The sequence below is a fragment of the Clostridium polyendosporum genome (assembly GCF_018332455.1).
In the GTDB taxonomy this organism is placed as follows: Bacteria; Bacillota; Clostridia; order Clostridiales; family Clostridiaceae; genus Clostridium_AY; species Clostridium_AY polyendosporum.
Map to the genome: position 1 here is coordinate 25,941 of NZ_BOPZ01000024.1, position 18,823 is coordinate 44,763.

16 protein-coding genes are annotated in these 18,823 nt (G+C 30.2%); 12 read left to right on the plus strand and 4 right to left on the minus strand.

The window, feature by feature from the left end; all coding sequences use genetic code 11:
* Window positions 1–185: 185 nt before the first annotated feature.
* Window positions 186–884, plus strand: coding sequence for a tetratricopeptide repeat protein (locus tag CPJCM30710_RS13070; RefSeq protein ID WP_246503539.1), 699 nt, complete (start codon window positions 186–188; stop codon window positions 882–884).
* A 95-nt stretch (window positions 885–979) separates the two neighbouring features.
* Here CPJCM30710_RS13070 and CPJCM30710_RS13075 read toward each other — a convergent pair whose 3' ends face one another.
* Window positions 980–2,986, minus strand: a complete 2,007-nt coding sequence (locus tag CPJCM30710_RS13075) for a sigma 54-interacting transcriptional regulator (protein WP_212904619.1) — start codon at window positions 2,984–2,986, stop codon at window positions 980–982.
* Between the two features lie 410 nt (window positions 2,987–3,396).
* On the opposite strand from CPJCM30710_RS13075, the gene ptsP reads away from it, so the two are divergent.
* The 5 genes from ptsP to CPJCM30710_RS13100 all read left to right on the plus strand — a co-directional run bounded on the left by ptsP (window position 3,397) and on the right by CPJCM30710_RS13100 (window position 9,026).
* Complete coding sequence (ptsP, locus tag CPJCM30710_RS13080) at window positions 3,397–5,013, plus strand: phosphoenolpyruvate--protein phosphotransferase (RefSeq protein ID WP_212904620.1); 1,617 nt, start codon at window positions 3,397–3,399, stop codon at window positions 5,011–5,013.
* A 263-nt stretch (window positions 5,014–5,276) separates the two neighbouring features.
* Complete coding sequence (locus CPJCM30710_RS13085; RefSeq protein ID WP_212904621.1) at window positions 5,277–6,506, plus strand: tetratricopeptide repeat protein; 1,230 nt, start codon at window positions 5,277–5,279, stop codon at window positions 6,504–6,506.
* An 11-nt stretch (window positions 6,507–6,517) separates the two neighbouring features.
* Complete coding sequence (iadA, locus tag CPJCM30710_RS13090) at window positions 6,518–7,693, plus strand: beta-aspartyl-peptidase (RefSeq protein WP_212904622.1); 1,176 nt, start codon at window positions 6,518–6,520, stop codon at window positions 7,691–7,693.
* A gap of 120 nt (window positions 7,694–7,813) precedes the next feature.
* Window positions 7,814–8,143, plus strand: a complete 330-nt coding sequence (gene trxA, locus CPJCM30710_RS13095; RefSeq protein ID WP_407644995.1) for a thioredoxin — start codon at window positions 7,814–7,816, stop codon at window positions 8,141–8,143.
* Between the two features lie 22 nt (window positions 8,144–8,165).
* Window positions 8,166–9,026: an NAD(P)/FAD-dependent oxidoreductase gene (locus CPJCM30710_RS13100; protein WP_212904645.1), complete on the plus strand. Its 861-nt coding sequence runs from the start codon at window positions 8,166–8,168 to the stop codon at window positions 9,024–9,026.
* Between the two features lie 85 nt (window positions 9,027–9,111).
* Here the strand turns inward: CPJCM30710_RS13100 and CPJCM30710_RS13105 are convergent, their stop codons facing one another.
* The gene (locus tag CPJCM30710_RS13105; RefSeq protein WP_246503540.1) at window positions 9,112–9,732 is read right to left on the minus strand and encodes a cell wall hydrolase; all 621 of its coding nucleotides are present in this window, start codon (window positions 9,730–9,732) and stop codon (window positions 9,112–9,114) included.
* A 68-nt stretch (window positions 9,733–9,800) separates the two neighbouring features.
* Window positions 9,801–10,760 carry a hypothetical protein gene (locus CPJCM30710_RS13110; protein WP_212904624.1) on the minus strand — a complete coding sequence of 320 codons (960 nt, stop codon included), beginning with the start codon at window positions 10,758–10,760 and terminating at the stop codon, window positions 9,801–9,803.
* 339 nt (window positions 10,761–11,099) lie between these two features.
* Here CPJCM30710_RS13110 and cdaA point away from each other — a divergent pair, with 339 nt between their 5' ends.
* Entirely contained in the window at window positions 11,100–11,954 is an 855-nt protein-coding gene (gene cdaA, locus CPJCM30710_RS13115; protein ID WP_212904625.1) for a diadenylate cyclase CdaA, read from the plus strand.
* Window positions 11,924–13,138, plus strand: coding sequence for a CdaR family protein (locus CPJCM30710_RS13120; protein ID WP_212904626.1), 1,215 nt, complete (start codon window positions 11,924–11,926; stop codon window positions 13,136–13,138). Before cdaA ends, CPJCM30710_RS13120 begins: the two co-directional genes overlap by 31 nt.
* 199 nt (window positions 13,139–13,337) lie before the next feature.
* Here CPJCM30710_RS13120 and CPJCM30710_RS13125 read toward each other — a convergent pair whose 3' ends face one another.
* Window positions 13,338–13,658 (minus strand): divalent cation tolerance protein CutA, encoded by a 321-nt coding sequence (locus tag CPJCM30710_RS13125; protein ID WP_212904627.1) that lies wholly within the window; start codon window positions 13,656–13,658, stop codon window positions 13,338–13,340.
* Between the two features lie 214 nt (window positions 13,659–13,872).
* Here CPJCM30710_RS13125 and CPJCM30710_RS13130 point away from each other — a divergent pair, with 214 nt between their 5' ends.
* From CPJCM30710_RS13130 to CPJCM30710_RS13145, 4 genes are all read left to right on the plus strand, one after another.
* Window positions 13,873–15,480, plus strand: coding sequence for an NAD(P)/FAD-dependent oxidoreductase (locus CPJCM30710_RS13130; protein ID WP_212904628.1), 1,608 nt, complete (start codon window positions 13,873–13,875; stop codon window positions 15,478–15,480).
* A gap of 61 nt (window positions 15,481–15,541) precedes the next feature.
* Entirely contained in the window at window positions 15,542–16,234 is a 693-nt protein-coding gene (locus tag CPJCM30710_RS13135) for an NAD(P)/FAD-dependent oxidoreductase (RefSeq protein WP_212904629.1), read from the plus strand.
* 447 nt (window positions 16,235–16,681) lie between these two features.
* Window positions 16,682–17,062 carry a RidA family protein gene (locus CPJCM30710_RS13140; RefSeq protein ID WP_212904630.1) on the plus strand — a complete coding sequence of 127 codons (381 nt, stop codon included), beginning with the start codon at window positions 16,682–16,684 and terminating at the stop codon, window positions 17,060–17,062.
* A gap of 358 nt (window positions 17,063–17,420) precedes the next feature.
* On the plus strand, window positions 17,421–18,743 hold the full coding sequence (locus CPJCM30710_RS13145) for a serine/threonine-protein kinase (protein ID WP_212904631.1): 1,323 nt from the start codon (window positions 17,421–17,423) through the stop codon (window positions 18,741–18,743).
* Window positions 18,744–18,823 lie beyond the last annotated feature (80 nt).

Genomic DNA, 18,823 nt, shown 5'->3' on the forward strand with positions numbered 1-18,823 from the left:
GTTAATATTCAGTATTACAAGTTTTTATTCCTAACTACATACAAAATTCTTGTTTATTCATTATTATTCGTTATTGTAGATAATTAAATAAATACTATTATTTTTTAAGACTGCGTTATAGACATAAATATATATTTAACTTAAAATTATTAGAAATAGGATTGATGATAAGAGGGGTTTACTACATGCGAATAAATTTACCAGGCAGCACAAAAACAAAAATAATAGTTCTATTAATATTAACTATTATTAGTTTTGGAGTTCTTATTAATGAAGGAATAAAAAATAGAGCAAGGATTGAAAAAGAAAAGAGGTTGCAAGAACAACTTATAAAGGAAAAAGAAAAATCTGAAGAGGAACAGAAGATAAGAGAAGAGTTAGAGAAAAAAAGAGTAGAAGAGTTTAATAAGGAATATGAACAAGCCTATATAGCATTTTTTTCTAGAAAGTATGAAGATGCCATAACTATTGCAGATAGTATAATTAAAAAGGATTCAAGATTTTACAAAGCTTATAATATAAGAGGAATAGCTAAGGCTTATAAGGGAAACTTTGAGCAAGGGATGAATGATATAGATAAGTCCTTAGAGTTAAAAAAAGATTTTGGGTATGGAAGATTTAATAAGGCTTTAACATATGAACTCTTTGGTCATTATGATGAAGCTATTAAGTGGTATAATAAAGCACTTGAGATAGAGGAATATGAATGGAGTTACTATGGTATAGCAAGTATATATGGCAGAAGAGGCGATGTAGATAATACAATTAACTATTTAAAAAAAGCTATAGAGATTGAACCAAAGGTTAAAGAAGAAGCAAAAATTGAAGCTGATTTTAACCCAGTGAGAAATTCAAAAAAGTTTATTGAACTTGTAGAGAAATAAGATGACGACGGGGAGTGCAGTACTTCCCGTCTTTGTACCTCTATAGAAAATTATTAAATTAATAATAACCAAAAGGTAACAAAATTTATCTTATATTAGTTTTCAATAGAAATTTCATATTTCTTACACTTAAGTGATACAGTTCTGTGAGTTAATCCTAAAGCTTTACCAGCCTTATTAAAACTCTTATACTTTTCCATCGCAAGTTGAATTATTTGTTTTTCATACTCCTCAAAAGGAAGAATCTCGTTTCCAACTAAGTTAATAAGACTTTTTGAAGATGAAGAAATCTTATTAAGATAGGAAGGTAGATCATTGGAAGTAATAAAATCTCCATCACAAAGATTCATTGCTCTTTCTATAATGTTTTCTAATTCTCTTATATTGCCAGGCCATGAGTATTCTTGAAGAAGAATTAAGCATTGATTGTCCATACCTTTTATATCTTTTCCAAGTTTTGAATTGAGTTTAGAAATAAAGTGTTCTACAAGAAGACCGATATCTTCTTTTCTTTTTCTTAATGCTGGAAGGCTTAGCGATAATACATTAAGTCTATAATATAAATCTTCTCTAAAGGTTCCATCCTTAATCATTTCCTCAAGATTTTTATTAGTAGCAGCTATAACTCTAACATCTATTTTCTGAGGTTGAAGCCCTCCAAGACTTTCAATTTCTCTTTCCTGAAGTACTCTTAATAGTTTTACTTGCATGGAAACAGGCATATCACCAATTTCGTCCAAGAAAATAGTTCCTTTATCAGCAATAGCAAATTTACCAGGTTTACTTTTTATAGCTCCTGTAAAAGCACCCTTTTCGTAACCAAAAAGTTCACTTTCTAAAAGATTTTCAGGAATAGCAGCGCAGTTAACTCTTACAAAAGCATTGTTTTTTCTATCACTATTACTATGTATTGCTTTTGCTATAAGTTCTTTACCTGTACCACTTTCACCTCTTATCAATACGGTAGAGGTACTATTCGATGCTTTATCGCACATATATAAAATATCTTTTAAGCTTCTTGAGGCACCTATGATATCTTTAAAAGAAGATTTTAAAGTAGTATGTCTTATGAGTTCTTCTTTATAATAGTTAAGTTCTTCTTCTGATTTTCTTAGTTGATTTAGTATTTCTCTTATCTCGTTAACTGGTTTGGATGTTGAAATTACTCCCTTAAATTCACCATCAATAAAAAGAGGGTCGATAGTAGTTATAATGTCTATTCCTTCCTTAGTATGAAGAACATTCTCAATTTTTTTTCTATTCTTATATGCTTTAACTCTATAACCCTGTGGAGAAATAGTGAATATACTTTTACCCAATATATTTTCGGAAGCGTTAGCAAAGTGCTTTCTGTAAGCTGGATTTACATAACTTATTTTTCCGTATTCGTCCACAAAGCATATAATATCACTAGAAGTCTCAAGTATTTTATTTAACTTTTCATTGAGTTCTTTCATTCCAACAAGTTCAGATACATCCTGAAAAACTGAAACAGCTCCTATTACTTTATTATTTGTAAATATAGGACTTCTGTTTGCCATAGTTATTTTGTTGTTTACATGTTGAATTTGGCCGAATTGTCTTACTTTGGATTCCATAATTTGAGGAAGTTCACTAGTTGGAATTATTTCATTTACATTTTTACCGATAACTTCATTATAACTTTTTTCAATTAGATTTAATGCATATTCGTTTATACTTATAATATTATTGTCTAGATCAATAACAAGTACTCCTATAGGTACATTTTCTAAGATTTGATCATTAGCAATCTTACTTTCCTCTATAAAGGCATCAATCTGATTCATAAGAGGAGAACTTTCATTTATATATTTTTCAATATAATTAATAAGTTCTTGAGTTGCCTGTCTACCATTTTCATTATTTTCTTTGCAACCTATAAGAATGCTTTCGTTTACCTGTACTCTAAGAGATAGCAAAGCTAGCATGCTTATTCCTAACCAATCAGTATAGGGCTTTTTTTGTACATAGAGATTTACATTATATTTTGACTTTATTAAGGATGCTTTATTAACTAACATTGCAGAAACTCTTGTATGAAGACCATTAGAGTCTTTTATAAATATTTCTTTTGAATACATAATAACCACCTTCAATGCCTTGATAAAATTTATCAATATAGTAATTTTAGTTGATAAAAAGTAACAACCATTATTATATCACATAGAAACTAGGTTTTTAAAGACAATAAGTCTTTTTTATGTTATTGGACTTGATAAAAAATATCAACTCGATTATAAAAAATGGCATTAAGTATAGTAATTGGGTATTCTGTAACACTATATATTACTTAATTTAGTAATATGTGTTTGAGATAATAGGTGATTTAAGGACAAAATATATATATATTAATTATTTTTAATAATATTCTTAATATTATCTTAATGTTGGCATGGAAGTTGCTATAATTATTTTTGTGATTTAATATTAAGATAGTATAATTGTAAATGTTTAGTATAATTTTAGCATAATTTTAAGGAGGAATAACATAATGAAGAAAGGTATTGCTGCTTCAAAGGGATACGCGATTGGAAAGGTATTTATTCAAGAACATGAGGAAATAGTAATAAGCGATGCAAAGGTAACTGATATACAAGCAGAAAAAGAAAAGTTACAAAAAGCTTTAGTAGCATCAAGAGAACAACTTGAAAAAATAAAGGCTAAGGCAGTAGAATCAATGGGAGAAGAAAAAGCTCAAGTATTTGAAGCTCACATCACTTTATTAGATGACCCAGAATTTACTGGAGCTATGGAACTAGAAATAGATAATAATAGTTCAAATGCTATGAAGGCAGTTAGTGATGTAACAAATACATTTGTTATGATATTTGAATCCATGGAAGATGCTTATATGAGAGAAAGAGCTGCTGATATAAAGGACGTTTCAAAGAGAATTATAGCTAATGTTGCTGGTAAGGCAGAAGGTTTTGAAATAACTGAAGCAAACACAATAGTTGTAGCTCATGATTTAACTCCATCAGATACAGCACAACTTGATAGAAGTAAGGTTGTTGCATTCTTAACAAATATCGGAGGAAGAACTTCACACTCAGCTATTATGGCTAGAACATTAGAAATACCAGCAGTTGTAGGACTAAAGGATATCACAACAACTGTTAAAAATGGTGATGTTGTTATAGTTGATGGTATAGATGGTGATGTAATTATAAATCCAGATCAAGCTACTATAGATGAATATGTGGCAAAGAGAGAAAACTTCATAAAGGAACAAGAAGAGCTTAAGAAACTTATAGAAGTTAAGACAGTTACTAAGTCAGGTAAGAGAGTTGAAGTATGCGGTAATATAGGTAAGCCAGAAGATGTTCATCAAGTTTTAGCTAACGGTGGAGATGGCGTAGGACTATTCAGAACTGAGTTCTTATACATGGATAGAGATAGTGCTCCAACAGAAGAAGAACAATATGCATCATATAAGTATGTTCTTGAAAAGATGGAAGGAAAACAAGTTGTTATAAGAACATTAGATATCGGAGGAGATAAGACACTTCCATATCTACCATTACCAGAAGAAATGAATCCATTCTTAGGCTACAGAGCTATAAGATTATGTTTAGATAGAAAAGAAATATTCAAGGTTCAATTAAGAGCTTTATTAAGAGCTTCAATATACGGAAATCTTTGTGTAATGTTCCCAATGATTTCAGGATTAGAAGAATTCCTTCAAGCAAAGGAAGTAGTTGATGAATGTAAAGCTGAATTAAAGGCAGAAGGAAAAGAATACTCAGAAAAGATTCAATGGGGTATCATGGTTGAGATACCAGCAGCTGCAGTTTATGCTGACGAATTAGCTAAGCACGTTGATTTCTTCTCAATAGGAACAAACGATTTAATTCAATATACATTAGCTGCAGATAGAATGAGTGAAAAGGTATCATACCTATACAACCCAATGCATCCAGCAGTATTAAGACTTATAAAGATGACAATAGATGGAGCTCACAAGCATGGTAAGTGGGTTGGAATGTGTGGAGAAATGGCAGGAGATGAAACTGCAATCCCAACACTTGTTGAATATGGATTAGATGAATTTTCAATGAGTGCAAGTTCAATATTAAATGCTAAGAAAATAATAATGGAACAAGAATAATTTCTTTTCCATCAATAAGGATACACAACTTAAATCCTTAAATAATTTAATTATGAAGTTGTGTATTTATAACATTAATAAGCCCAAAAACTAATTTATTATAAATACTCTAATTTACCTAAAATATACTTATAAACTTAATCCAAACAAAGACCTTTGTTCAAATGAGCAAAGGTCTTTGTGTTTTAATAACATTGAAACAATGGTATAATTTACATAATGGTATCAGGTATACTTATTATTGAGAGTAAGAGGGATGATAAATGAATGATGTAAAAAAGAAATATGAGAAAGCCATAAAATATTATCAACAAGGATATATAGATAAGGCACTTCAAATATGTGAAGAATTAATTTCAGAGAATTCTAAAAACTCTCTGGCACTTAATTTAAAGGCGCTTATCCTATATATAAAAGGTGATTTGGAAGAAGCAGAGGCATTGTGGAGGAAAAGTAGTGATTTTAATGATGATTGTATTGCAAAAAGTCATCTAAAGGAATGTTTTAATTATACAGAAAAGCTTAAAATATATGAACGAGCTCGTAAGGAGTTAAGGAGACTTGAAATTGATGATGCACTTAAAAGTTTATTAATGTGCAGTGAAGATGATTTTAATGCTATTAATGTGCATAATACGTTAGCTTTTTGTTACATAAAAAAGGGAGCGTATGATAAAGCTAAAAATAGTGTAGATAAAGTACTTTCTTTTGATAGGTATAATATGATTGCATTAGAAAATCAAAAGACTCTTCTACAATTTGGAAGAGAAAAGGGTAAGTGTAAATTGCCAAAAGGTATCATTATAATTTTACTTTTATTAATAATAGGAGTAGGAGTGTATGTGGCATATTTCCCCCTGAAAGTATATATTAAAGATTTAACTTCTAAAAAGAATACGGCTAAGCAAGTAAATAATTATGGTGAGAGTAGCTTACCCAAGGTGAATAATGAAGAAAATAAGAATGAAAGTGAAGTAAAGTTTTCTTTAAAGGACTTTCAAGTTGCTTTAGAAAATAAAAATTATGATCAGTTAAATAAAATAATCACTTCTTATAATAAAGATAAATTGAATTTAGCTGAAAAAAGTATATATCAAAAAGGAGAAGAAATTTTAAAGACTGAAGGAATTAAATACTTTTATTTAGAGGGAACGAAGTATTTTAATTCTGGGGATTTTACAGATGCTAATAGTGAATTTTTAAAAGCACTTAAGTTTAGCGATACAAGTTATTTGCGTCCCCATATTATATATATATTAGGGACAAATGCTGAGAAGATGGAGGATTTAAGTAGTGCTTTAAAGTACTATGAATATTATTATAATGATTATTCTAATGGGGATTATATTGAAGAGGTGCTTTATAAACTTGCAATAATAAATTCTAAAGTAGATAAAAATAAAGCAAAGCGATATGCAGAGATAATTTCAAAAAAATATGGAAACTCTATGTATAACAATACCATAATAAAAAATATACTTAAATCAGATTAGGAAGTGAGAATGTGATTACAGTAATAAGAAATGTGGAGGTTTATACACCAGAGTACAAGGGTATAAAAAATGTGGTCATTGCAGCAGATAAAATTGAGGGAATATATGATGATTTAAGCATTCCAGAGAACTTTACTAAAATTAATGTATTAGATGGAACAGGAAAGGTACTTGTACCTGGTTTTATAGATTCCCATGTACATATAATAGGAGGAGGCGGTGAAGGGGGATTTAAGACTAGAACTCCAGAACTTCCACTAAGTGAACTCGTAAAGGCTGGCATAACTACAGTGGTAGGATGCATTGGAACAGATAATGTATGTCGAGATATGAGAGAATTATTAGCTAAGGCACATGCTCTTGATGAAGAAGGACTAACCACTTATTGTTATACTGGTTCTTATGATATACCTGTAAAGACACTGACAGAAAGTATAAAAGAGGATATTATGCTTATAGATAAAGTTATAGGTGTAGGAGAAATAGCTCTTTCCGATAATAGAAGTTCTCAGGCTACCTTTCAGCAATTTGTAAACATAGTAGCTCAGGCAAGAGTAGGAGGGTTACTTGCAGGTAAGGCAGGCGTAGTTCATGTACATCTTGGAGATGGTGCTAGAAAGCTGGAATATCTATTTGAAATGATAGAAAATACAGAAATTCCTCCAAGTCAAGTTTTTCCAACCCATATAAACAGAAGTGATAAGCTTTTTAAAGTTGGAATAGAATTCTGTAAGAAAGGTGGGTATGCAGATCTTACTACTAGTAGTGATCCAGATAACATGGAAGAAGGCGAATTAAGGGCGAGTGAAGGATTAAGATTAATGCTTGAAAATGAAGTGCCAGAAGGACATATAACATTTTCATCAGATGGAAATGGAAGTATGCCATTATTTAATAACAAAAGACAGCTAGTAGGTTTAGGAATATGCTCTGTATCATCACTTTTTAGTGAGGTTAAAGAAGCAGTTTTTAAAGAAAGAGTACCCTTTGAAAAGGCAATTAAGGTTATAACGTCAAATCCGGCGGATGTATTAAAGTTTAAAAGTAAAGGAAGAATTGAACCAGGTAAGGATGCAGATATAGTACTTTTAGAAAAGGAAACTCTTGAAATAACAGAAGTTATTTCAAGAGGAAGAACCCTTATGGAGAATAAGGAGTTATTAGTAAAGGGAACTTTTGAAAAATAATAATATTAAGGATATATAAGTTCAATCTTTAGCGAAGTTCAGTTTTATGCGTATATATTTTAAAATTGACCTTTTGTATAAACTATAATATAATAAAACAAAAATACCTATAAGGGGTATATTAGGAGGTACATTATGGTAGCACATGTTGAAGAAAAAGATTTTAGTGTTGAAGTTTTAAAGGAAAATGGAGTAGTTGTTGTAGACTTTTGGGCTACATGGTGTGGACCATGCAAAATGATTGCACCAGTTATAGAAGAACTTGCAAATGACATGAAGGATGTTAAATTTGTAAAAGTTGATGTTGATAAGAACCCTTCAGTGGCAAATGAATATAGAATTGCAAGCATACCAACAATTATGATGTTTAGGGATGGAAAGGTTGTTGACACAGTGATAGGCTTTAAGCCTAAGAGTGACATAGAAAATACTATAAAGAAGCACCTATAATTCTGTTCTAAAAGGAGAGAGAATATTGGAGAGATATGATATAGCCATAGTTGGTAGCGGCCCGGCTGGACTTTCTGCTGCAATAAACGCAAAGATAAGAAATAAAAAAATAATCCTTTTTGGTAATAGAGATTTAAGTAATAAGCTTTTGAAGGCTCCAAAAGTAAATAACTATTTAGGCTTTTTTGATGTTACAGGAAAACAGTTAAGTGAAAGATTTAAAGAGCATATAGAAAAAATGGATATAGGGGTAATAGAGGAAAGAATAAATAGTATTTATGCCATGGGAGAATATTTTGCACTTATGGTAAATGAAAAAACGTATGAAGCAAAAACTGTTATATTGGCTACAGGTATAGAGTACACTAAGCCTATAAAAGGAGAAGAAGAATTTCTTGGAAGAGGAGTAGGGTACTGTGCAACTTGTGATGCTCCTCTATATAAAAACAAGATTGTAACTATTATAGGTTATAATAAGGATGCGGAGGAAGAGGCTAATTATGTTAGTGAACTTGCTTCAAAACTTTATTACGTACCAGTTTATGAAGGAGTATATGACTTAAACTCTACAATACAAGTAGTTAAGAATAGACCAATGGAAATTCAAGGAGATACAAGGGTAAATAAAGTAATACTTCAAAATAGAGAAATCGAAACAGATGGAGTATTTGTTTTAAAGGATAGTATCTCCCCCTCACAGCTAGTGCCTGGGCTAAGTATGACAGAAGGTCATATTGAAGTGGATAGGCTTATGAAAACTAATATAAAAGGATGCTTTGCAGCTGGAGACTGTATTGGTAAACCATATCAATATATAAAGGCTGCAGGAGAAGGACAAATAGCTGCTTTAAGTGCAGTTTCATATCTTGATTCTCAAAAGTAAATTTGACCAGAATATTTATCCTGATTACATTCCACCTTGTGAAATGACAGTAAACAAAAATAAGAGATGCGTTGAGATGCATCTCTTATTTTGTTATCTGGAAGAATACATGTCTTCCTATAGGCTTAATATTTTTCTTTTGAACTTGCTTCATCCAACTACAGGTCGCAGTCTGAGGGTTATAAAAAAATAATGCGTTATCTGTAGGGTCTTTACCTCTTACCGCATCAATTACTGCAAGGTATGAGTCACTATCAGGTACCACACTAATATTTCCATTCTTTATACAGGAAAAAGCATTCTTTTGTTTGATTACTCCTTCAATGCTATTGGGAAAGGTTGCACTTACAACTCTATTTAAAATTACAGAAGCTACAGCAACTTTACCTTCGTAAGGTTCACCATGACTTTCTGCAAATACTACTTGAGACATTAAATATAAATCATCTTTAGTAATATAAACTCTTTTATTTGCATGGCTAAATACCTCAACCGCTGCTTCTTTTTCGTGATATAGTTCTTTAGCTTCGTTTGATAAGCCTCTTCCTGACAATTTAATATTATTTAATTGCAAGTCCTTATTTAAAATTATTTTTGGGTTTTCATTCATAGGTGAACTTAGTTTTATTTCAACTGCAAAGGCACCAACGCTGTCAATTAACAGAAAGGTTAATAAGAAAAATATATACCGTTTAATTTTACTCATAAAAAACCTCCTTTTGGTGTTACCCTCCCAACGTAGTGTAACCAAAAGAAGAAGTTTAATACATATTTTTAATCATTATTCCTATATTTACTATAACTAGCTTCAAATTTTTCAATGGTTAATTTAAGATCTTTGTATTTAGAAAAAGTATCATCAAAATCTTCAAGAGAGTTTGGATTATCTTTAACAATATTTATAAGAGAGGTGATATATAAGTTATAGATTTTCAAGGTATCTTCAAAATCACTAAAGCACTCTATAGCATCAGCAGGAACAGAAATAGCATAAAAAGATTTTTTTAAATCTTCAAATATTACACTTTTACTATTTACATCATCAATTATAGTAACAAAACTTCTTTTTTCATTAAGAGTTCTTTCAATAGCAGGAGATAAATCTTCAATTAAAGGTACGAACTTATTTATACATTCATCCAGTGCGATTAAAAAATCATTTTTTTGGTCATTCTTTATATCAGAATCCCTATTTAGTTTTATTATTTGATTTATATAAAAAGAAACATTAGAAAAGAACTTAGTAAAGTTTTGAGATTGAACTAAGGGGAGATTATCTTTTTTACATAGTGAATAATATTTCAAACAATCCTTTTCATACTTGTTTATATTTTCAAGTGAAGTTGCTATATCTTTAGATGTAGGAGATTTTATAATAGCCAATGTCTGCTCATAAAGTCTTAAGTTATTAGAGATACCAAGCATAAAGTTTTTGTAAGTAGATATATACCTTTTTGAAGGAGATATAGTATCTAACTTATTTTTTGCCTTTAGTAGTTTGTCTAAATTATCTGTAAGAAGGCTTATAGAAGTTTCTGTATCTATAGTATTTCCGTTAATAGAATCTTTTAAAGAATCATTTATTTTGGTAACTTCTTTGCTTAAAGCTTTCATTTGTTTATAGTCTGGAAATAACTGATCTTGAATAAAAAAGTACGATAGAACAAGTAATATAAATAAGGCAAATGCCAAGAAAACTTTAGGTTTCATAAATTTTTCAAGCTTTTCATACATAGCATGTCCCTCCTTTTTAATAGATTTATATTCAAAGTAGTATATGATAATTACACGATATTATAATATAATACGTAAATATACCTCGGGTACCAAAATAAAACTTAAATGGATTTATTTTAAAGATGGTTTCTGGATAAAATAACTGGGTTATATTTTTACTTAAAAAATAATAGTAAATTTATAATTTTATTTTATAAGTTTATATTAAGAGGTAAATAATTGGTGTATAATTTAAATATATAAATAAGGCTATTACTTAAAAGTTAATGTTATTTGCCTAGATATTCATAAATCTTAAATTTGCTTATTTTAGTAGGATATTAGAGGTGACTGAAGATGCAGGAATTTTTTAGAATGATAATAAATACAGTAAAAAATATATCAATATGGTCAGTTTTGGATATCCTAGTGGTTTCATACATCTTCTTTAAAGGATATATGCTCATAAAAGAAACAAGAGCAGAACAACTTCTAAAAGGAATAATACTTATCTTAGTTTTAATACCTATAAGCTATCTCTTAAGGTTAGATATGCTTTACTTTATATTAAGTAAAACTATCACAATAGGAGTTTTAACAATTATAATTATTTTTCAACCAGAAATAAGAAGAGCGTTAGAACACATAGGACGAACGGCTTTCGAAGATATACACATTATACAAGATGATGAAACCTTGGATAGAGTTGTAACTGAAATTGTTACAGCAGTAGATAATATGTCATATTTAAAAACAGGAGCTTTAATTGCTATAGAACAAAGTACAGGTCTTGGAGAAATTACATCAAATGGAACAGAATTAGATGCAAAGGTTTCTTCAGGTCTATTAGAAAATATATTTGTGGAAAATACACCTCTTCATGATGGTGCAACTATTATAAGAAACGATAGAATATCAGCTGCAGGATGTGTTCTTCCATTAACAAGTAATAATAATATAAATAAGAAACTTGGAACAAGACATAGAGCAGCTATTGGACTTTCAGAAAATTCTGATGCTATTATCATAGTGGTTTCTGAAGAAACAGGAACCGTCTCCCTTGCTGTAAATGGAAGATTAACGAGAAATTATGATAGAGATAAGCTTAAAAATATTCTTCTTAAGATAATGATAAATAGGAGAAGTAAGAGGGTTAAAACAATAGGGGAAAGGGTGAAAGCATGGATAGCAAAGCTAAAAATAAAGAAATAATAGTTAGAGTAGTATGCTTAATTCTTTCCTTTGGATTATGGCTTTATATGTCTAATGTTCAAAATCCTACAAGGGAATATAAACTTGACAGAGTTCCAGTAGAGATACTAAATGTAGACAATATTAAGGAACAAAAACTTGCTGTTTCTCCTCACCAAGAGTTTTATGTTACGTTAAACCTTGAAGGACCTGCCAATGAGATATATAAAATAACACCAGAACAGTTCAAAATAACAGCAGATTTAAGTGCTTATGCACTAAAAAAGGGTGAAAACTCTATTCCTGTTAATATAGTAAATTATCCTAAAAGCATAAATATAAAGAATACTAATTTTCTTAGAGTAAAAATAATACTAGATGACTACGTAGAAAAAAGTATCCCAATAAAATCTGAAATAAGGATAACTGCAAAACAGGGAACTCATACGGAGTTTCCTCAAATAAAACCTACTAATGCATTAATATCAGGTGCAGGTGAGTACGTAAACAGTGTAAAAACATTAGTAGTATCAGGAGATATAAAAAATGCTGAGAGTGATGTATCTATGTCTTTGCCTATCAAGGCTTTAGGAGAAAATAATAAAGAAATAGAGGGAGTTAATATAGATCCTAATAATGCGGAAGCTTTAATAATTGTAAAGAAGGGAAAGTTTGTACCTGTTAATGTATCTACTATAGGAAAACTACCAGAAGGGTTAGTTTTAAGAGAGTTAAGCTCATCTACGGAAAAGGTAGAGATTGTTGGTGATGATGCTGTTTTAGATAAGATAAGTGAAGTATATACCGAACCTATAGATTTAAGTATGATAACAGAGAGTAAGGAAATAATATCTAAGATTATGCTTCCGCAAAATGTACAATTATCGAATGAAACACAACAAGTAACAGTAAATATAATTATTAGTACACTAGTAACGAGACAATATCAAATACCTATTACAACAAAAGGACTGGCGGATGGCTTTCAGTCTAGTGTTAATCCACAGAATATCGTTGTGGTACTCAAGGGAATTGAGGAAAATATAGCAGATTTTAAGATTGAAGATATTAAAGCTGAAGTCGATTTAACTAATTTCAAGGAAGGAGAAAACATACTTCCGGTGGTATTAACAAATTCTAATAATAAGGTACAAGTAGTATCAGAAAAATCAGATAAGATTAAGGTAATTATATCAAAGAAATAGTAAAACAGATTTAAGGGTTTAAGTTATGATTTGAGGAGGAATTAATAGTATATCGAATTCCTATGTTGTTTAGTGTAATTTCACAAAGTGAATCTGGCTCAAGCAGATACACAACTTCATAACTGAATTGTTAACGAGTGAAGTTATGTATCTTTAATAGACTCGATCCTATTAAATTTTATTATTCATAAACAGCATATTATTTTAGTAATGGAAAAACATTGATGACGGGTTCTTCATAAGGATGAACCTCTTTTATTTTTTTATAAGTTTTTTCTATAAGATCTATTGAACAGCGAAATTCTATTTTATATTCATCTGCAGTGCAGAGTTTTCCTATTTCTCCTTCATAAGGATTTGATCCTTTAAGTGCTCGCCAGTTTCCTGTAACTTTTGAATAGGCCATGCAACTATCATAGTTACCAATAGTTAGTGTACCTATTTCATTTAGGGTATTTCTGAGTTTATCTACGTACTCCTGTGGAATGTAAGTTTCAAATTTAACATCATTAAACTCCATATTAATGCCTCCTTTTGAGTATATATTAGAACTAATATTGAGAAGATATTACAGTAATTTGATACAAAAATCAAGGGTTACATAATAAGTAAAAAAGGAGAGTGTTAGTGGATTAATCAGATTAATTGATAAGTCAGTGGTGTACATTGTTCACAAATTATATAAGCATATGTTAAAATAAAAATTCGATATTTATAAGTTTGGAGGAATTTTTATGACTATAAGAGTCAATAACATAATTTTAGATATAGATGAGGATATATCTCTTCTGGAAAAAAAGGTAGCAAAGAAGCTTAGATTACCTATTAATGAAATAAAAAATATGAAGATAATAAAAGAATCTATAGATGCTAGAAAAAGAAATATAATTAAATTTAACTATTGTATTGACATAGAGCATGATAATGAAACACAAATAGTAGCAAAGGCAAATGATAGAGATGTTAAGCTAGAAACAGTAATATATAATGACGAATTTCCTTTTGGGGAAAAGACTTTAGACCATAGACCAGTAGTTGTAGGTATGGGACCTGCCGGACTTTTTGCTGCACTACTTTTAGCTAAGAAAGGATACAGACCTTTGGTATTTGAAAGAGGCGAAGCTGTGGATGAAAGAACAGCTTCTGTGGAGAAATTTTGGACTACGGGCCAATTAAATACAGAGTCAAATGTACAATTTGGGGAAGGTGGAGCAGGAACATTTTCAGATGGTAAGCTTACAACAAGAATTAAGGATACTAGATGTGACTTTATTTTAGAAGCTCTTGTTAAATCAGGAGCACCAGAAGAAATAATATATATGGGTAAACCTCATGTTGGTACTGATATATTAAAGACTGTTGTAAAGAAAATAAGAGAAGAAATAAGGTCATTAGGAGGAGAAGTACATTTCTCATCAAAGTTAGAAAAGCTTATAGAAAGGGAGGGAAAACTTGCTGGAATTATAGTAAATGGCAATGAGATATCATGTAATACCTTAATTTTAGCTATTGGTCATAGTTCAAGGGATACTTATGAAATGCTACATAAATCAAATATACATATGGAACAAAAGCCTTTTGCCATAGGGGTTAGGATAGAGCACCCTCAAAGGATGATTGATCTTAATCAATATGGAAGATATGCAGGACACCCTAGACTAAGGGCTGCAGATTATAAATTAACTTATAATAGTAAAAGTTTTAACAGAGGAGTATATTCCTTTTGTATGTGTCCAGGTGGATTAGTAGTTGGTGCAGCATCTGAGGAGAATAGGTTAGTAGTAAATGGGATGAGTTACCACGCAAGAGATGAACAAAATGCAAACTCTGCAATAGTAGTTACTGTTGGACCTAAGGATTTCCAGGGAAGCTCACCTTTAGCAGGAATGGAATTTCAGAGACATTATGAGAGTCTTGCATACAAACTTGGAGGTGGAAATTATACGGCACCAATTCAGCTTGTAGGAGATTTTCTTAAGGATAGAGTGTCAGAGAAACTTGGAAGTGTTACTCCATCTTATAAACCAGGATATGAATTTAGAGATTTAAGACAGTGTCTTCCTTCTTACGTAATAGAATCTCTTAAAGAAGGTATGATTGATTTTGATAGAAGAATAAAAGGCTTTGCAGACAGTGATGCAGTTATGACAGGTATAGAAACTAGGACTTCTGCTCCAGTGAGAATAGAAAGAAATGAAAAACTTCAGAGTATTTCATTAGAAGGATTATATCCAGCAGGAGAAGGTGCAGGATTTGCTGGAGGGATAGTTTCAGCAGCAGTAGATGGATTAAAGGTTGCAGAAAGCATAATGAAGGAATATTCACCATTTAAAAATTACTAAGAGTTTTAAATAATCAATAATTTGTAAGTACAATATTATTAACAGCTGAAGGAGAGATTGTATGATAAAAGATCCTAAATATGCTGTTCTTCAAAAAGTAAGGGATAATAGAAGAACTTTTGGCATTACTCCACGTATTCCAGGAGGATTTGTAAAACCTGAAGAATTGATCAAACTAGCAGAAGTAGCACAAAAATATAATGGAACTATAAAAATAACATCTGGACAAAGAATTGCTATTTTAGGCTTAGAAGCAGATGATGTTGATAAAGTTTGGAGTGAATTGGGTATGGAGCCAGCAGTACTATCAACGTACTCTGTAAAGAATGTAGAGATGTGTCCAGCTGCATTTTGTAAGAGAGCGAAACAAAATTCTTTAAAGTTGGCAATGCATCTTGAAAAGAGATTTTATGGTGCGTCAACTCCAAATAGAACAAAAATTGGAGTAGCTGGATGTAGAAATTCTTGTACAAGTGCATATTCAAAGGATATTGCTGTTATTGGTGATATTAAAGGGTATATAGTAGCTGTAGGTGGAAGTGCTGGTTATCATCCAAAACTTCCTAATATAATAGCTGAAAATTTATCAGAAAAAGAAGCTTATGAAATGGTTGAGTCTGTATATGAGTATTATAATAAGGAGGCTCAGTTTGGGGAAAAATTAGGTGACTTTGTTGAAAGAGTATCAGTAGAAAGTTTTAAGAATAAGGTTATAGAGATATTTAAAGATAGAATGAATAGAATAGAAAAGTGAATAAATATTTATTTTTTGACATTTTGTGTTATCTGATTCTAGAATAAATGATTATTATATTTTTAGATGTTTTTAATATAATTATATGAAGAAGGATTGTCTCTATTTTGAGTGGAGACAATCCTTTGTTATTAGTAGAAAATTTATTTAGCAACTTTAAAAGTAATAGTAACATTTATAGAAGAACTCAGATGAAGTGGGGTACAAAAAGTATAAACTAGAAAGTATTAAGAATAGGTACGAATAATAAGATTTTAATAGTAAAACATTTAAATAAAGGTAGAGAACTTAAAGATAGTTATGATAAACTTATGGTAGTAGTGGGAAAATGTAACCAATTAGAGCTCTGTTTTTAATAAGAACTTAGGATGTGCTAAATTTAGCTGCAAATGTAGCTTAATAAACACTATATATAACAAAATATTTATTGTAAGAAAGGATGTTATTATGAACAAGAAGATTATAAGTACTGAAAAGGCTCCAGCTGCTATAGGACCATATTCACAAGGAATATTAATAGGTAATATGGTATATACCTCAGGACAAATTCCTCTAAACCCTCAAACAGGTGAAATGGTTGAAGGTATTGAAGCACAAACAAAACAATCTTTAGAAAATGTAAAGGCTATTCTTGAAGCAGCAGGTTTAGGTATGGATAAGGTTGTTAAAACTACAGTATTTCTAAGTGATATGAATAATTTTGCTAAGATGAATGAAGTATATAAAGAATTCTTTGTAACAAATTATCCGTCAAGAAGTGCTGTTGAGGTTGCAAGACTACCAAAAGATGCCCTTATTGAGATTGAGGCTATAGCTTTTGTTGAATAATAGTTAAAGGTAATATATTAAAACAGCTTAATTAAGATGTTTATTCCTTAATTAAGCTGTTTATTTTTACTCTATAGGAAATTATAAAATTGCTAAGGTGAGAATAACTTATAAAACAATCCACAGAGTGGACTTTTTTATTTGCTGCCATTTCACAAAGTAAAACGGGCTAAAAGTGAATAGGTTCCATACCTATTCACTTTTATTTTTACTATAGAAAGTACAAGATAAATTTAAATATTATAGAAAAGTATAAAGTTACCATCTAAAATTTTAAGGTTGTTACGTATATAGATAAATAGGTTAAATTTATTATTTATATTTTGATTAAAGAAAAGTTTTATATAAGAGGTGAACTATGCTTGATAAAGGATATGTTCTAGATGAAAAGTATGAAGTAATAGAAGTTCTGGGAAGAGGGGGGATGGGGACAGTTTATTTATGTAAAAATATAAGACTTGAGAATCTTTGGGCTGTAAAAGAAATAACAAAGGATTCACAAATAAATGTTGATTTTTTATCAGAACCAAACATATTAAAAAATTTAAATCATCCAGGTATACCAAGGATAGTTGATATATTTTATGAAAATAACAACTTGTATATGGTTCAGGACTATATTCGTGGACAAACACTTAAGGAGTGCGTAAAACAAAGCAAGATTATAGAAAAAGAAAGAATATATAATATTACTTCAAGTTTATGTGATATTATAGCTTATTTACATAGGTTGGCCCCTCCTATAATATACAGAGATTTAAAGCCAGCTAATATAATAATAACTCCAGATAAAAAAGTAGTTTTAATTGATTTTGGTATTTCAAGAGTATATAAAGAAGACAGGGATGATGATACAGTATATATGGGTTCAAATGGCTATGCTGCTCCAGAGCAGTACGGCTCTGGACAATCCTGTAAACAAACAGATATATATGGTATTGGTATGGTTATGTATCATATGGCTACGGGAAAGGTTGCATCAACCCATCTAGAGCCTTTGGTAGATGACAATTATAACAATGTGGATGATAATTTAAAGAAAGTTATACAAAAATGTGTACAACTTGATATTAAGGATAGATATACTTCAGCTGAAGAATTAAAAAATGAAATTATTCATTTGATGAAGGAAAGTATATACGAAAAGACTGTGTTTTTAAATAATCCTAGCCAAAATCTAAATGCAACCACCCAGTATAGTTCTACTAAATATATGGCTGCAGAACATATTGCTACTGAATATATGTCTACTGAACATGTTAATGTAAAAAAGAATAGTAAACTTAAATTAAAAAGAAGTGTTGTAGGTCTATTAGTACTTGCAATCATAATTTTAACAGTTGTTTATTTGTCTTATAGGAGTGGAGAAAATAAAAATTCAGATGTTACAAATAATCTACCTGTTAGTAATTCTAGTGAAAGTGTACCAGTATCAGAGCAAAAGTCTGTTGATAAAGATAAAGAGGATAAAACTGGAGAAGTAAGTAACTCTAGTAATAATGAATCTACTAAAAGTAATATTCCTGAGCAATCCAATATAAACAAGGATAGCTCTTCTAAGACTAGTGTTATACCGCAAAAAAATTCTAAAAATGATGAAAAAAAAGATGATCAATCTAAAGATAAAGGAAAGTCAGAAGGAAAGAAAAAATCGTCTAAAAATAAACATGATGATGATTAAAAAATTGTATATAAGAATTATTCAGCATAATAATGTAGCTAGCGACTTTTTTATGCAATAAATTCTTTTATAGGGTATAA

What these genes read in the sequence shown, in the direction of transcription:
- CPJCM30710_RS13075 (WP_212904619.1), bottom strand. Translation starts at nt 2,986, where the DNA reads ATGTATTCAAAAGAAATATTTATAAAAGACTCTAATGGTCTTCATACA.
- CPJCM30710_RS13120 (WP_212904626.1), top strand. Translation starts at nt 11,924, where the DNA reads ATGGATAGCAAAGCTAAAAATAAAGAAATAATAGTTAGAGTAGTATGC.
- CPJCM30710_RS13135 (WP_212904629.1), top strand. Translation starts at nt 15,542, where the DNA reads ATGATAAAAGATCCTAAATATGCTGTTCTTCAAAAAGTAAGGGATAAT.
- CPJCM30710_RS13110 (WP_212904624.1), bottom strand. Translation starts at nt 10,760, where the DNA reads ATGTATGAAAAGCTTGAAAAATTTATGAAACCTAAAGTTTTCTTGGCA.
- CPJCM30710_RS13085 (WP_212904621.1), top strand. Translation starts at nt 5,277, where the DNA reads ATGAATGATGTAAAAAAGAAATATGAGAAAGCCATAAAATATTATCAA.
- CPJCM30710_RS13130 (WP_212904628.1), top strand. Translation starts at nt 13,873, where the DNA reads ATGACTATAAGAGTCAATAACATAATTTTAGATATAGATGAGGATATA.
- CPJCM30710_RS13070 (WP_246503539.1), top strand. Translation starts at nt 186, where the DNA reads ATGCGAATAAATTTACCAGGCAGCACAAAAACAAAAATAATAGTTCTA.
- CPJCM30710_RS13105 (WP_246503540.1), bottom strand. Translation starts at nt 9,732, where the DNA reads ATGAGTAAAATTAAACGGTATATATTTTTCTTATTAACCTTTCTGTTA.
- cdaA (WP_212904625.1), top strand. Translation starts at nt 11,100, where the DNA reads ATGCAGGAATTTTTTAGAATGATAATAAATACAGTAAAAAATATATCA.
- CPJCM30710_RS13140 (WP_212904630.1), top strand. Translation starts at nt 16,682, where the DNA reads ATGAACAAGAAGATTATAAGTACTGAAAAGGCTCCAGCTGCTATAGGA.
- CPJCM30710_RS13145 (WP_212904631.1), top strand. Translation starts at nt 17,421, where the DNA reads ATGCTTGATAAAGGATATGTTCTAGATGAAAAGTATGAAGTAATAGAA.
- ptsP (WP_212904620.1), top strand. Translation starts at nt 3,397, where the DNA reads ATGAAGAAAGGTATTGCTGCTTCAAAGGGATACGCGATTGGAAAGGTA.
- CPJCM30710_RS13125 (WP_212904627.1), bottom strand. Translation starts at nt 13,658, where the DNA reads ATGGAGTTTAATGATGTTAAATTTGAAACTTACATTCCACAGGAGTAC.